The organism is Collinsella aerofaciens, from assembly GCF_039062315.1.
Taxonomy (GTDB): domain Bacteria; phylum Actinomycetota; class Coriobacteriia; order Coriobacteriales; family Coriobacteriaceae; genus Collinsella; species Collinsella aerofaciens_BG.
In genome coordinates, this window is sequence record NZ_JBCJBG010000001.1 from 44096 (window position 1) to 59121 (window position 15026).

General features: G+C 60.9%; 14 protein-coding genes and 2 tRNA genes. 3 read left to right on the forward strand and 13 right to left on the reverse strand.

Going from position 1 to position 15026, the window contains the following annotated elements:
- Position 1: 1 nt before the first annotated feature.
- From hyfE to ABCP74_RS00215, 7 genes are all read right to left on the reverse strand, one after another.
- Entirely contained in the window at positions 2-655 is a 654-nt protein-coding gene (hyfE, locus tag ABCP74_RS00185) for a hydrogenase 4 membrane subunit (protein WP_055286167.1), read from the reverse strand.
- Positions 656-668: 13 nt separating this feature from the next.
- Complete coding sequence (locus tag ABCP74_RS00190; protein WP_343001220.1) at positions 669-2126, reverse strand: hydrogenase 4 subunit D; 1458 nt, start codon at positions 2124-2126, stop codon at positions 669-671.
- A gap of 15 nt (positions 2127-2141) precedes the next feature.
- Positions 2142-3068, reverse strand: a complete 927-nt coding sequence (locus tag ABCP74_RS00195; RefSeq protein WP_343001221.1) for a respiratory chain complex I subunit 1 family protein — start codon at positions 3066-3068, stop codon at positions 2142-2144.
- A 12-nt stretch (positions 3069-3080) separates the two neighbouring features.
- Entirely contained in the window at positions 3081-5099 is a 2019-nt protein-coding gene (gene hyfB, locus ABCP74_RS00200) for a hydrogenase 4 subunit B (RefSeq protein WP_343001222.1), read from the reverse strand.
- Positions 5092-5709, reverse strand: a complete 618-nt coding sequence (locus ABCP74_RS00205) for a 4Fe-4S dicluster domain-containing protein (protein WP_022095203.1) — start codon at positions 5707-5709, stop codon at positions 5092-5094. The genes hyfB and ABCP74_RS00205 overlap by 8 nt, the downstream gene beginning before the upstream one ends.
- A 78-nt stretch (positions 5710-5787) precedes the next feature.
- Positions 5788-8010 carry a formate dehydrogenase subunit alpha gene (gene fdhF / locus ABCP74_RS00210; protein WP_226790557.1) on the reverse strand — a complete coding sequence of 741 codons (2223 nt, stop codon included), beginning with the start codon at positions 8008-8010 and terminating at the stop codon, positions 5788-5790.
- A gap of 74 nt (positions 8011-8084) precedes the next feature.
- On the reverse strand, positions 8085-8603 hold the full coding sequence (locus ABCP74_RS00215) for a 4Fe-4S dicluster domain-containing protein (RefSeq protein ID WP_022095206.1): 519 nt from the start codon (positions 8601-8603) through the stop codon (positions 8085-8087).
- Between the two features lie 427 nt (positions 8604-9030).
- Here ABCP74_RS00215 and ABCP74_RS00220 point away from each other — a divergent pair, with 427 nt between their 5' ends.
- The 3 genes from ABCP74_RS00220 to ABCP74_RS00230 all read left to right on the forward strand — a co-directional run bounded on the left by ABCP74_RS00220 (position 9031) and on the right by ABCP74_RS00230 (position 11140).
- Positions 9031-9354, forward strand: a complete 324-nt coding sequence (locus ABCP74_RS00220) for a type II toxin-antitoxin system RelB/DinJ family antitoxin (RefSeq protein WP_117765829.1) — start codon at positions 9031-9033, stop codon at positions 9352-9354.
- On the forward strand, positions 9347-9802 hold the full coding sequence (locus ABCP74_RS00225; RefSeq protein ID WP_343001223.1) for a type II toxin-antitoxin system VapC family toxin: 456 nt from the start codon (positions 9347-9349) through the stop codon (positions 9800-9802). Before ABCP74_RS00220 ends, ABCP74_RS00225 begins: the two co-directional genes overlap by 8 nt.
- Positions 9803-10069: 267 nt before the next feature.
- Complete coding sequence (locus ABCP74_RS00230; protein ID WP_343001224.1) at positions 10070-11140, forward strand: hypothetical protein; 1071 nt, start codon at positions 10070-10072, stop codon at positions 11138-11140.
- A gap of 137 nt (positions 11141-11277) precedes the next feature.
- On the opposite strand, the gene ABCP74_RS00235 is transcribed toward ABCP74_RS00230, so the two are convergent.
- From ABCP74_RS00235 to yedF, 6 genes are all read right to left on the reverse strand, one after another.
- Positions 11278-11351, reverse strand: a tRNA-Gly gene (locus ABCP74_RS00235).
- Positions 11352-11357: 6 nt separating this feature from the next.
- A tRNA-Pro gene (locus ABCP74_RS00240) sits at positions 11358-11434 on the reverse strand.
- 91 nt (positions 11435-11525) lie between these two features.
- Entirely contained in the window at positions 11526-12884 is a 1359-nt protein-coding gene (brnQ, locus tag ABCP74_RS00245) for a branched-chain amino acid transport system II carrier protein (protein ID WP_343001225.1), read from the reverse strand.
- Positions 12885-12961: 77 nt separating this feature from the next.
- On the reverse strand, positions 12962-14101 hold the full coding sequence (locus ABCP74_RS00250) for an aminotransferase class V-fold PLP-dependent enzyme (protein ID WP_343001226.1): 1140 nt from the start codon (positions 14099-14101) through the stop codon (positions 12962-12964).
- Complete coding sequence (locus tag ABCP74_RS00255; protein WP_343001227.1) at positions 14098-14349, reverse strand: putative Se/S carrier protein; 252 nt, start codon at positions 14347-14349, stop codon at positions 14098-14100. Before ABCP74_RS00255 ends, ABCP74_RS00250 begins: the two co-directional genes overlap by 4 nt.
- An 18-nt stretch (positions 14350-14367) precedes the next feature.
- Positions 14368-14994 carry a sulfurtransferase-like selenium metabolism protein YedF gene (gene yedF / locus ABCP74_RS00260; protein WP_343001228.1) on the reverse strand — a complete coding sequence of 209 codons (627 nt, stop codon included), beginning with the start codon at positions 14992-14994 and terminating at the stop codon, positions 14368-14370.
- Positions 14995-15026 lie beyond the last annotated feature (32 nt).

The window sequence follows — 15026 nt, forward strand, 5'->3', positions numbered from 1 at the left end:
ACTACCCCCTCAGCTCGGACAGGTCGCGCGCATCGAGCGAGTGGGAGTCGTCCCAAATGCGACGCACGACGATGGACATGATGATGACGGCAAAGATGGCGTCGGTGGCGATACCGATCTCGATGATCTCGGGAGCGGTGGGGGCCAAAAGCGCGAGCGTCACATGGCTGCCGTTTTCCATGAGGCAGTATCCAAAGATCTGCTTCATGATGTTGCGCTGCGAAATAATGCAGGTGAGGCCCACAAAGAAGTGAGCGAAGCTAATAGCGAGCGCAGGCGTTGCGACCTCGGCCGTGGGCAGGCTGATCTGCGTCACGACGGCAAAGCAGATCGCGACCTCGACGGCGATGATGCAAATGGCCCACGCGGGCTTAAGGCCGGCCTTGAGCGATGCGTCGCTCGGCTCGCCCATCTTCTTGTATGCGCGGTTGAGGATGTAAGGGACCAGGACGACCTTAGTGATAAAGGCAGATCCAGCCCACATAAGCAGCTCCTGCGCACCGGTGGTAACACCGAGCGTAGCGAGCAGCCCCACGAGCACCAGCGACTGCACCGCATACCAGCTGATGGCGTGCTTGATGTTCTTTGAGACAACCACCATGGTGGACGTGACGATCAGAAGGCCGCCAAGGATGTTGACGATCGAATAACCCATGTCGTTCTACCTCCTAACCGATCCAGCTGGCCGAAAGCGGGCCGCTGACGATGACCATGATGATGAGCACGATGAACACGAACGCCATCGCGCGGGGAAGCGGGGCACCCGCAGCGACCTCTTCGCTCGGCTCGCCGGGCAGGCAATAGCCCATCCACTTGAGGAACCAGGCAAAGGTGGCGACGGTCTCGGCGACCATGATGCACACGAGCACCAGGATCGCGACGTTGCCGGCACCCACAGAAAAGCCGCCGGCGATGATCTGGAACTTCGAGAAGAACGTGTTCATGGGCGGCACGCCGGCAATGGCGAGCGCCGCGACACCAAAGCCCACGCCCGAGATCGGGTACTTCTTTACGATGCCGCGAAGCTTGGGCAGCATACGCGTGCCGAGCGTAAAGGAGAACGAACCGGCGATCAGGAAGAACAGCGTCTTGGCGAAAGCGTGGTTAAAGATGTGGCACACGGCGCCATCAAAGGCCAGCTGGCTGCCAAAGACCGAAAGGCCCAGACCAAAGAACACATAGGAGAGCTGGGCGATCGTCGAGAAGGCCAGCAGGCGCTTCATGTCCTTTTGCGGCAGGTACATCAGGAAACCAAAGAGCATGGTGACCATGGCGTCGACAATGGCGACCCAGCCCACGATCTCGGGAATCTCGCCGGCAGAGACGAGTGCACGCGCGAACACGCACACGCCGACCTTGACCATCGAGGCACCATGCAGGTAGGCCGAAACAGGCGTCGGCGCCTCCATGGCCGAAGGCAGCCACATGTACATGGGAACCTGTGCGGACTTGGCCCAGGCCGCAAACAGCACGAGCAAAAGGACGATGGCCTTGAGCTTGGCGTCGAGGCCGGCAATCGCGGTAATGGCGAAGGTGCCGGTGTGGGCAAACACGATAGCGGCGCCCAGATACAGGCCGAGCGCACCGATATGCGTGATAATCAGGGCCTTCATGCCGGCCTTCTTGGCCGTAGGCGTCATGTAGTAGCTAATGAGGCCCCAAGAGCACGCACCCGTGATCTCAAAGAACACGAGCTGGCCCAAAAGGGTCGAGCTGTACACGAGGCCGGCCATGGCACCGATGAAGGTCGCGAGGTACGCGTAGAAGCGGCGACGCGGCGCGTCGGGATGCTCACGGTTATTCTCGCTCATATAGGGGATCGAATAGATCACGACAAGCAGGCCGATACCCACAAAGGCGGGCGCGAGCAGCGTGCTCATGCGATCGAAGGTGAATCCCATGACGAGGGTCTGCCCAAACGAGATCAGGGGGACCTGCGTGTCGGGCATGCCGGCGCCAGCGAAATTCGCGGCGAGGGCAATGGTGCAGACCGTCGAGACGGCGGCACCCAAAACGCTGAACCACTTGGCGTACGGACGGGGGAACAGGGCGACGAGCACCGAGGCCACCATCGGGGCCGCGATAGCGACCAAGCCGAGAAGGGACAGACTGACTGCAAATGACATTGTTTCTCCCTTCTCCTACACGCCGACGACCACGAAGACAAACGCCAGAACGGCGATGCCCACGACGGCCCAGGTCTGATTGCCGAGCACCTTAAAACGCGAGCGCGAGCAGGAGTTCTCGATCACGCCGCATACGACAAAGTCGATCAGGCACTTCACCAGGAAGATGACCGCGCCCAGAACGGCGGCGGCGCCCATGGTCGCGGGCTCGCCCCAGGGGACGAAGATCGCGCAGAACCAGGCGACGACCAGGACCTGCTTCATGGACATGGCGAGCTTGGCCATCGCAAGCGACGGGCCGGAAAGCTCGGCGAGCGGACCTTCCTGGAGCTCTTGCTCGGCCTCTGCCTGATCAAACGGCAGCTTGCCGAGTTCCATGTAGCAGGCGATCGCAAAGGCGATGCCGGCGAGGATCACGGCGACCGGCGCATCGATCGCGCCCGTCATGATGTGCTGACCCATGGTAGCGATGTCGGTGGAGCCGCACACCAGGGCGGCGGCAAACAGCGCCAGCAGCATGGACGGCTCGATGAGCACGCTCATGAGCAGCTCGCGGACGCCGCCGATACCGGCGTAGGCGTTGGACGAATCCACGCCGCAAAGGGCGAAAAAGAAGCGGGCGAGCGCCAGGCTGTACATGATGGTGATGGCGTCACCAAAGACCGGGATGGGGCTTTGTGCCGTAAAAAGCGGCAGACCCATCGCGAGCATAAAGGCGACGGCGAAGAACAGCGGCGGCATAATGCGCAGCGCAAAGCTCGCGTCCTCGCTCTGGGACTCGGGGCGCGCAAAGAGCTTGGCCAGGTCGCGGTAGTCCTGCATGATGCTGGGGCCGCGACGGTTGTGCATCTTGGCGCGGATCACGCGACCGAGACCGGAGAAGAACGGCGCGACGGCCATGACGACCACGCCCTGCAGAACGGCAAGTACGATGTTGTTCATGCTCTCCCCTCCTTAACCCATTTGCACGGCGAGCACGAGGAACACCACGAGTGCCGCGACGATGTAGCAGATATAGATGCTGTAGTTGCCGCCCTCGAGCTTAGTCGCGAGGTCGGCGAGCTTTTCGACACCCTTATGCGGGGCATCGACGAGAACCTTGTCGGGTACGGGCTCCACAGCCTCGGCCACACCGGTGAGCTTCTGGAAGAAGTGCGCGATGGACCAGCAGACGGCCGTGCAGCGGTCGCGCAGCGTGTAGAGCGGCTGCATAAACCAGGACACCTCGGAGGCAAAGGTCGTGGCCACGACGGGCATATGCTCGTTGGGAGCATAGCCGCATGCCCACGGCTGGGACTTCTGCACCTTACCGACGGTCTTGAGCTTGCGATAGCCGCAGGCAAGGCCGACGAGCACCACGAGCGCAATAGCGATCGCGGGCGTGGAGGTGGCAGCGCCGGAGTACTGGTTCATGAGCTCCATGCCCTCGGCGGCAAACACGCCACCGTACGGATGCAGCACGGACGCGGCGACATCGACCAGCACGGGTGCGATCACGGGAGCGCCAATGCCCAGCACGACGCAGATGGCCGCGAGCAGGCCCTGCGCAAACACCATGGGGGCGGGAACCTCCTTGGCATTGGCCGCGGCCTCGGAGCGGGGCGCGGAGGCAAAGGAGACGCCATAGGCCTTGACGAAGCACGTGACAGCCAGCGCGCCGGTAATGGCAAGCGCGACGGCAGCGAACACGGCCACGATCATGACGGCCTTGTCACCCTGCATGGCGGCATTAAACAGCGACTGATAGGTAAACCACTCGGACACAAAGCCGTTGAAGGGCGGGATGGCCGAGATGGCAAGCGCGCCAATAAGGAAGCAGATGGCCGTTGCCGGCATACGACGGAACAGGCCGCCCATCTTCTCCATATTGCGGGTACCCGTGGAGTACAGCAGCGCACCGGCGCCCAAGAACAGCTCGCCCTTAAACATCGCGTGGTTAAACGTGTGGTAGAGGGCGGCCATCAGAGCCAGGACGGCGATGCCGACAGAGTTGAGCGCCATGGCGGCCATGGAGGCGCCGACGCCGAGCAGAATGATGCCGATGTTCTCGACGGAGTGATAGGCCAGCAGGCGCTTGATGTCATGCTCCTGCAGGGCGAAGGCCACGCCGAGGACCGACGAGATCGCACCGAAGACCATGACCATAAGGCCCCACCAGACCTGAACGCCCGAGGCGGAGAGCAGGTCGAGACCAACCTTGAGGATACCGAAGATACCGATCTTGATCATGCCGCCGGACATGAGGGCCGACACGTTGGACGGCGCCTCGGGATGTGCCTTGGGCAGCCAGCCGTGCAGCGGAATGATACCGGCCTTGGCGCCAAAGCCAAAGAAGGCGAGCACGAAGCACACGGATGCAACCGCGGGGCTAAACTGCGTGGCGCGGAAATCCGCAAAGGCAAACGAGCCGCCGGCGCAGTTGGTCATGGTGAGGAAGCTCGCCATGATGAGCACAAAGCCCACGTGCGCGATCACAAAGTAGAGCCAACCGCCATGGATGGAGTTCTCGTTCTCCTCGATCACGACCAGGAAGTACGAGGTCAGCGACATGAGCTCAAAGGCGACCAGGAACCAAAACACGTTGTCGGCGGTGATGACGAGCATCATGGACGCCACGAAGGTGTTAAAGAAGAAGCCGGCGCGGCCCTTTTTGCCCGGGTACTCATCAAAATAGTTGAGACCGTAGATCGAACCGGCAAACGCGAGCACCGAGATGAGCGACACGAACAGACCGGACAGCTGATTGAGCAGCAGCTGGAAATGGGCAAACGGGAAGAACACGATGGTGTCGACCGACGTGACATCGCCCAGCACGGCCTGGACACCGGCCACAAACGACAGCACGGCCGCGACGGCGCCGATCAGGCAGCCGGCGGTCTTGGCGGCGTTGTCGGCCTTAATCAGCAGAACCGAGGCGAGCGCACCGATGCACGAGACGGCAAGCGATGCGATAAACAGCGTCATGCTATCCATTGTTTACGCTCCCTTCTGCTTTCTCGGACAGGCCCTGGGCCACAGCGGTAACGTCGACGACCGGACCGTTTTCGATCGAGCGCAGGCGCTTGGCCTCGTCGAGCTCGCGATCGGCCGCGCCGCCCATGACGGTCAGCGCCTTGGTGGGGCACGCCGCCACACAATGCGGGCCGTCCGGATCGAAGGCGCACAGGTCGCACTTGACAGCGCAGGTGTACTGGCCGGGAGCCCACGTAAGCAGGCTGCTCAGGGACTTAGGATACGAAGGCGTCGGGTCGCACATGCCTGCGACACCGGCGATAGACGTGCCATCAGGATGGATGGCTCCGAAGGGGCACGCGATGGCGCACAGCCTGCACCCGATGCACTCCTGCTCCTTGACGTGGATGCGATCGCCATCGTGCTCGATGGCATTCACCGGGCAGACCTCGGCGCAGGGGGCACCCTCGCAATGGTGGCAGGCAAGGGCGGCCGAAATACCGCCGGTCTTCACGAGCGCCAGACGCGGCGTATCCTGAAGACCCTGCATCCGGTGGGCGTCGGCACAGGCGGACTGGCATGTTCCGCAGCCGATGCACCTCTCCGGGTTGATGTCGATGAAGCGGTTCATCCCCACTTCCTTTCAAAATAACGGGCCGGGCTCCCGAACGTACGGGACGCCCGGCCCAAAAAGCCAACGAGAACGGGACTACACGATTTGATTCACGTGTGTCTCGTCGTCGAACTTGGCGGCGCCGGGCTCAACATCCTGGGGAGCGGCGGCGTCCACCAGAGCCTGCTTGAGCTCGGTGTACTGACGCTCGACCTCGCCCTCGGCCCAGACCTGGTCGGCGATAGCGTCGACCTGGCAGGCGGAGAACTTGTCCTCGGGCGTATGCGAGACCGGGTCGACCTTGTGCATGGTCAGCTCGTTGCACTTGCCGATCCACCACTGGTAGGTCATATAGACCGTGCCCTTGTTGATACGGTCGCTCACGTCGGCGCGGCTATATACCTGGCCGCGGCGGCTGTGAATCGAGACGATGTCGCCGTTCTTGATGCCGCGCGCCTGGGCGTCCGCGGGATTCATGCGGACAAAGCCGGGCTCGTCGGCAAGCAGCGCCAGCGTCTTGCAGTTGCCGGTCATCGAACGGCAGCTGTAGTGGCCGACCTCGCGGACGGTGCACAGGATGAGCGGGTACTCATCGTCGGGAAGCTCGGAGGGCGCCTCCCAGTCGTGCGCCATCAGGTTGGCGCGGCCGTCCTTGGTGGTGAACTTGCCACCAGCGAACATGTCGGCCGTGCCGTGGTCGTTCACATCGGTGCTCTTGACCGGCCACTGGGCGTAACCGCCCTCGGGAGCCATCTTCTCGTAGGTCGCGCCCACAAAGTTGGGGCACAGGCTAATGCACTCGTTCCAGATCTGCTCGGTGTTGTCATAGTGCATGGGATAGCCCATGCGCGTGGACAGGTCCGCGAAGATCTCCCAGTCGTGACGGCACTCGCCCTTGGGCGGAACGGCCGCGTCAAAGTGCTGGAAGCTACGGTCGGATGCGGTAAAGACACCCTCGTGCTCGCCCCAAGAGGTGGCAGGCAGGATGACGTCGGCGAGCATGGTCGTCTGCGTCATAAAGATGTCCTGGCAAATGAACAGATCCAGCTCGGAGAGCGTCTTGCGCATACCGGCCGAATCGGGCTCGGTCTGCACCGGGTCCTCGCCGTAGTTGTAGAAGCAGTGCACCTTGCCCTCGTCGACCAGGTGGCCCAGGTCGGTGAGCTTGTAGCCTTCCTCGAGCGGGAGCTTTTCCTCGGGTACGCCCCAAGCCTTGGCAAACTTGGCACGCACTGCCGGGTCGGTGACTTTCTGGTAGCCAGGGTACAGGTTGGGCAGCATGCCCATATCGCAGGAGCCCTGGACGTTATTCTGGCCACGCACGGGCGCGAGACCGGAATTGGGTTTGCCGATCTGGCCGGCAACGCAGGCGATGGAGGCGATGGTGTGCACCGTCTTCAGGTTCTGCTTCTGCTGGCATACGCCCATACCCCAGCCAATGATGGCAGAAGGCTTCGCCGTGGCGTACATCTCGGCAGCTTGGTGGATCAACGCGGGCTCGACACCCGTGATGTCCTGTACGGATTCGGGAGTGTAGTTCTTGATGGTCTCCCACCACTCGTCAAAGCCGTTCGTATGCTCGGCGACGAATTCCTTGTCGTAGAGGCCATCGTTGACCAAGCAGTTGGCAAAGGCGTTGAGGAACGCGACGTTGCAACCGTTCTTGATCGGAAGGTAGAGATCGGCGATACGCGCGGTTTCGATATGGCGCGGATCGGCGACGATGATCTTGCAACCCTTTTCTTTGGCTCGCACGATACGCCTTGCGACGATGGGGTGCGAATCGGCAGGGTTATAGCCGAAGAGGAAAATGCAGCCCGCATCCTCCATACCGGGGATGGAGCATGACATGCAACCTGAACCAACCGTGTCCATCAGACCGAGGACAGTAGGGCCGTGTCAAGTACGGGCGCAGTTGTCTACGCTGTGGGTGCCGATGCACGCACGCGTAAACTTCTGCATGACGTAATTCGCCTCATTGCCGCCGCCTCGCGAGGAGCCGGTGGTCATGACAGCGTTAGGACCATATTCGTCAATTATGGCCTGCATCTTAGATGCGGTGAAATCCAGTGCCTCGTCCCAGCTTACGCGCTCAAGATCCGCGCCCTTGGTGCGGCGGATCATCGGGTGCAGTACGCGAGGAGTCAAGATCTTGGTGTCGTTGATGAAGTCGTAGCCGCTCATGCCCTTAAGGCACAGCTCGCCCTGATTGGTGATGCCGTTGAGCGGTTCGGTACCCACAACCTGGCCGTTTTGGACCAAGAGGTTAAACTGGCAACCGGCGCCGCAGTACGGGCAGATCACTTTATGCTTCTCCATGACACCCTCCTTCCTTTCTCTGCTACCGAATACTCGGTACTTATTTGACAATCATTGGGCCTGTCGTCCGACGCTTACGCCTCGTTTTCGATGGTGGCGCGGGCACGCTCGGCAGTCAGTTCCGCCAAGCGTTCCTCGTCTACCAGGGTGAGGCCCTTGGTCGGGCACGCCTCGGCACACGCCGGACCGCCGGGACGGTCCACGCACAGGTCGCACTTGAGCACGAAGCTCTTGGTCTGCGAACCCACGCGCACGTCGCCCATCAAGACGGGGACCTGCGTGGTCGCCACGCTCACGGCGCCAAAGGGGCAGGCCATGACGCAGCTCTTGCAGCCGATGCAGTTATCCTCGTTGACGCCGATACGATGGTTCTTTGGATCAAAGAACAAGGCGCCCGTGGGGCAGGCCTTGGCGCACGGGGCATCCTCGCAGTGATGGCAAGCCACCGGTGCGGAGATCTCGTAGGTGCGCGTCACGCGCAGGCGAGGTGCGGCGATGTTGCCGGGGATGTCGTGTGCCTCGATACACGCCGCCATGCAGGTTTGACACCCAATGCAGCGCGAGGAATCGGCTACGACTCGTTTATTGCCCATGTTGTTCACTCCCTCCTGAATCCCATGCCGGAGAAACCCTGTCGACGTTGCCCCGGACCGCCCGTGGTCCGGCATCGGCGTATCGAGCGCATGCGGCGAAACAGGCACTTCGATAGAGTTCCTCCAACGATATACAGGCTAAATATACGCAGCTGCAGGTGGCAAACTTGAGCATAGGCCCTGCAATACGGGTGTATTGCAGGGGTTTTGGCAGGTTGGAATTATTCTTGGGTAGCTATAAAGGTGAGTGTATTACATGCGTACGCTTCAGAGATTTTTACACACTCTCATTATGGATGTAATACGCATGTATTCATGTTCATGGTTATCAACTTGAGTGAAATAAAGTAATCGTTATAAGATGCTCAAGTATCGGCACATGCCGCATTTGACCGACTATATTGCACGCTCATTAAGGGGGCCAGTGATGTCATCGACTCAAAAACGAGCCATCCTGCAGGTGCGCATTCGCGAGGAAGACAAACAGCATGCCGAGCGACTCTACGACGCCATGGGCACATCGCTTGCCGAGGCCGTTCGTCTTTTTGTCGCGCAAAGCATTTTGATGCGCAAGCTCCCCTTTCAGCCGGTCGCCGTGCGCTCAAAGGACGGCACCGCCGCCTATGGATCGCTCAAAGCATATGGGGACCCCAATCGCCGCTCCGAGGAGCGCAATGCCTGGATTGAATACCTTGCTACAGAAAGCGACGATTCGATTTTGGGTCCCGAGGAAGTAGATATCCATGAGTAGCACCATCATCGACGAGACCGTCATCCTGCGCTACCTGCTTAACGACGACGAGGTCCTGTCACCGCGCGCCGCCAAGGTCATCGCCACGCGCACCGCTCGTGTCTACCCCGAAATCATCACGCGCGTCGTAGTCACGCTGCGCGACGTCTATAAGGTTCCCCGCGTTGAGATTGCCGCGGCCATGAAAAGGCTGCTCGATGACGTCATGGTCGACGAGCCCACCGTTGTCGCCCTTGCCGTCAAACTCTTTGGCAAGACCCATATGGACTTTACCGACTGCCTCCTCGCAGCCCGAACCGCCATCTACAACGATGATGTCGTGAGCTTTGGCAAGCCCATCATCCAAGGCATGATCGATTACCGCCACAAGCGCCAAACCGCAGCCGAAGCCCGCAACCGAAGCACCGACTCCACCATCGACAAGCTCCGCCACCAATCCCGCCACTAACCTCATCCCCGCCTAAGTTGCGGTGAAATAGTTCCTGGATTTAGGCTTATTCGAGCTTTTCAGGAACTATTTCACCGCAACTTTCTGTAAGGGTGGTTTTTAGTGCCGCCGAGGGGCACAAATCAACCATTTGCCGATATGTTTGGCTCTGACTCATGACTCTGACCTGCCCCGTCAAGCTTTTGGTCAGTTCATGGCAAGGTCTGACGGACCAAATATGGGATAGCGTAGTGTCATTCACTCCCCCTCGAGACCATGGGGTCGAAAATGAGTCATGATAAACGCTGTTCCAAACCGCAAGTAGAGCTGTTCTTCCGGTTATTCGAGGCCCATCATGGCGGGCGCCTGTTTGTAGCTACCAAAAAATGGGATGAACGCTGTGCCTACGCGCTCATGCAAAAAGAGATGATTATTCGACTCTACAACCATGTCTACGCTGATCCCGCGTATTGGAATGACCTCGGCGTCGAAGATCGCATCTTTCAATTGGCATCCGCTATTGCGGTCGTTGAACCGGATGCCGTGTTTTGTGGAGCAACGGCGGCACTGCTCTATGGCATCGGTTCTGCATATTCGCTTCTCGACAAGGTGCAAGTGCTGCTGCCGCGTTCCACCAGGCGCGATACGTACGAATTCGTTGAATACCGACGCTGGCGGCCGGGCGACGTATGGCAGCTCGGCCCGTTTACGTTAACGGATCCATATCGCACGGTGGTCGACATCGCCCGAACGAGCGCCTTTCGATATGCACTAGGCTATGTCGACGGGCTGGCTCGTGAGTACGGTGTCGAGCGTGAAGAATTGCGTTCATATGCACAAGCGAACTGCCGTGGACTGCACGGCATCGCGCGTGCATTTGAGGTTTTTGAACACATGGATGGCAGATCGGATAACGGTGGAGAATCCGAAGCGCGGGCGGCAATGATTCTGGCGGGAGTTGCCGCTCCCGAACTTCAGGTTGAAATCACTCGGCCTGGAAACGCCGGCTATTATTTGGCAGATTACGGCTGGCAAATGCCAAACGGCTCTTGGATGCTGGCTGAGCTGCATGGACTAGGCAAGTTTGAGGACGATGCCCAAAATGATCCGGAACATGCTGCGGCAAAAAACCTATCGAGATGCCCTCGTGCGCGACGCGAACCTGCGTGCCATGGGCCACAACGTCATTCATTTCAAGCTCTCAGACACCTACGATGTCAAAGCGTTCGGCTCCATGATGCGCGGCTACGGTATTCCAACCACAAAACCCTACGCAGACTCCTGACCGGCTGTCCTCATCTTCTCGACAACAGAACCCATCATCGACCCAGACCGCTCAGCCTCAATAAGTTGCGGTGAAATAGTTCCTGGATAACAGCTTTTGCGCCTAATCCAGGAACTATTTCACCGCAACTTAGGAGGGGATGCGGGGTCCCCGGCATGTTTACGAAAATGGCTCTGATTCCAAAAGGAACCAGAGCCATTCATCTATCTTATGGAGCGGGCGACGGGAATCGAACCCGCGTCATCAGCTTGGAAGGCTGGGGTTCTACCATTGAACTACGCCCGCAAGATATGGTCGGGACGACAGGATTTGAACCTGCGACATCCTGCTCCCAAAGCAGGCGCGCTACCAAACTGCGCCACGTCCCGAAGGTGTTGAGCAGCTAAGGTCTAAACCTTGCGTGTCCCAAAGCGAAGGAAATTATAGGGGAGACTTCCCGCCTGTGCAAGCGACGATACCCTAGCTCCTCGAATGTGCGACAAACCGGCTATGAAGTAGACCGATCACAAACGCCACCACGGCGACTGGTGCCCACGCAGCACCGATATCTGCCAGCGGCAACGCATCGAACGGCAGCCACGCGCCAGCAAAGAACGCATCGCGGACCGAAGTGATTACGCTCTGCACCGCGACAACGCCGCCGACCCAGACCCACACCTGCGGATGCGCGTCGCAAAAGCCGTGAGCCAGGCCCATAAGCACCAGCACAATGGCAACGGGATACAGGGCATTGAGCATGGGCACCGAGAACATGAGGATCACGTCGAGGCCCACGTTGGAGAGCACGCACGAAAACGCCGCGAACACAAAGGCGAGAATCGCAAAGGGACGGCGCATGGCCTCCTCGGAAGCCTCCGCTCCCCCTTCGACCACATACGTCTCGCAGAAGTAACGCGAGCAGCAGCTGATGAGGCCGATGCACACGTTCATGCAGGCGAGGAAAAAAATCGCAAAGACGACAACCGTGCCAGCAAGACCAAAGTGCATAGAGGCCGAACGCGCAAGGATCGCGGCGCCGTTGGTGGCATCGGGCATAACCGTGCCGAGCTGCATGCCGGCAAGCGCCAGGCCGCAGTAGATGATGGCCATGAGCACGCCGGCAATCACACCGGAGCGCGAAATCTCAAAGGCCACGCGCTTATCGTCGGTAACACCAAGCTCATGGATGGTCTCGGCGATGATGATGCCAAAGGCGAGCGACGCGAGCAGGTCCATGGTCTGGTAGCCGGTCAAAAAGCCCTGCACGGCAGCACCGGCATTGTAGGGAGTCTGCGGCGCGGCAGCGGGACCCAACGGCGAGATCACGGCAGCACCCACGACCAGCACGATGAGCGCAATGAGCGCGGGGCCCGTAATGCGCCCGAGCACGCGCGTGATGACGCCCGGACGCAGCGTGAGCGCAAACGCGACGACAAAGAAGCCAACGGCAAACACCAGGCGAGCCGTGCCGAGCGAGACACCCTCGGGCAGCAGCGGCACCAGCATCTCGAAGGCCGTAGAGCTTGTGCGCGGAATAGCCAGGCACGGGCCAATGGCCAGATACACCGCCGCGACAAAGAACTCACCGAACTTGGGGTGCACGCGGCCGGCAAGCTCGCGCGCCGTTCCGGCAAGCGCCACGGCGATAAAGCCCATGACGGGCAGGCCGATGGCGGCGATGAGAAAACCGAGCATGGCGACCGGCGTGGCAGAACCTGCCTGCAGCGCCAGCAGTGGTGGAATAATGAGGTTGCCGGCGCCAAAGAGCATCGAGAACAGGGCGATGCCGACGGTGACGACATGGTCGGAGCGCAGACCGCGCGGCGCGGATGAGGCCATAGACACACCTTTCGGGTCGAAACAAAAACGGGACGGGCAAAAACACCCGTCCCGCAAGTATAAACGGTCTAGCAGCTTTAGCAGGCTAAATCGCACAGAGCATCGATAGCAGTGTCGACTTCTTCGGTCGTGTTGAAATACCCAAACGAGAAGCGGACGACGCCCTGGCGCTCGGTCCCCAGCGCACGGTGCATGAGCGGAGCGCAATGGGCACCGGGGCGCGTCGCAATCCCCCACCCTTGCATGAGCGCGTCCGAGATCTCGGCAGAGTCGATATCGCCCACGTTGAGCGACACGATCGCCGAGCGCGTCAGCTGGTCAAAGGCGCCGTAGAGCTTAATACCCGGAATCTCGCGCACACCGGCAAGGAAGCGATCAGCGAGCGCACGCTCACGCGCCGCAATCGCCTCGACCCCGCCTTGTGCCTCGATAAAGTCGAGGCCGGCAGAAAGGCCGGCGATGCCGTGACCGTTGAGCGTGCCCGCCTCAAGGCGCGTGGGCCACTCAAGCGGCTGCAGCGCATCGAAGCTGTGCACGCCCGTGCCGCCCATGGCCCACGGAGCCACGTCAACGCCCTCCGCCACGGCCAGGCCGCCGGTGCCTTGAGGTCCCATGAGCCCTTTGTGGCCGGTAAAGCACACCACGTCGAGCCCCATGGCATCCATGTCAATCTTCGCCGTACCGGCAGACTGCGAGGCGTCGACGATCACCAGCGCACCGGCCACATGGGCCATGGCCGCCACGCGCGCAATGTCGACCGCGTTGCCGGTCACATTGGAGGCGTGCGTCACCACCACAGCACGCGTACCGGGCGTGACCAACCGCTCGAGCTCGTCGTAGTCGAGCACGCCGCTCGCATCGCAGCCCGCATGCTCAACCGTCATACCCTGTTCCGTCGCCAGGCGGTTGAGCGGACGCAGCACGGAGTTGTGCTCGAGCACCGTCGTGACCACACGGTCGCCAGGGTGCACCACGCCATTGATGACGGTGTTGAGCGCCGCCGTGGAGTTGGGCGTAAAACACACATGGTCAGCACGCGGGCAGCCCAGCAAGCGCGCAAGCTTGGCGCGGCAGCCGTGGATGGTACGCGCCGCATCGAGCGCACCCGACGTGGCGCCGCGCCCGGCATTGCCGAGCGAGCACATAGCCTGCGTCACGGCATCGATGACCGTTTGCGGCTTATGCATGGTCGTCGCCGCGTTATCCAGGTAGATCATCGCACGACCTCCCACATGTCGATCACCGTAAAGCCCTCGGTGGGGACGCCCGCCGCGGCAAGCTCGCCGCGCAGCAGCTCCTCATCCGCAGGCAGCGCCTTCCACGCCAAGCCGCAGCCGGCAGCAACCTCCCCGGGCACGGGAATCGTGCGCCCGGGAAGGCCGCGCTCGATGCATAGGGTCTCGCATCCCATGGCGGCCGCCGTGGTTGGAAACGTGATGACAAGCGCAGGGCGCTTTTCTCTCATGGCAATCCCGCCCAAACGCTACGGGCGCACGACGCGCACGGCCTGCTCCATCTTCTCCACGATCACGTACATGTTCGTGACCTCACCCACCGCGAGCTGGTCTTTAATGCCATAGTGGTCGAGGCAGGTACCGCAGGTGAGAATCTCGACACCCTGCTCCGCCAGCCCCTTCAGATCATCGAGCACCGGCGAGCCCTCGACGGTGAGCTTGGCGCCGCCGTTGTAGAACAGCATGGTCGCGGGCAGCTCCTCCTGCTGCGTCACGGCAAAGATAAAGGCCTTCATGAGCTTGTGGCCCAGCTCGTCGTCGCCACGGCCCATGCAATCGGTGTAGACGGAAATGACGAGCTTGCCCTTGCCGGCGCTGGCGTCACAGAAGGCAGCGCCATCCTGCTCGGGATCGGCCACGGCAACGGCGCCAGAGGTCGCCACGGTCACGTGCCACTCGGCGTCAGAAACCTTCTCGACCGAGGCCGTGCAGCCCTTCTCCTGCGCCATCTTGGAGATGTTCTTGACGGCAGTCTCGTTATCGACCGAGGTCACGACGGTGCCCTCGCCATCGAACTGCTTCAGGGCTTTGAGCGTCTTGACGACGGGCAGCGGGCAGGCATCGCCCATGGCATTGACTTCAATCTTGGTAGACATAGTTTTTCCTTTCGAATAAATCGTTTTAGAAC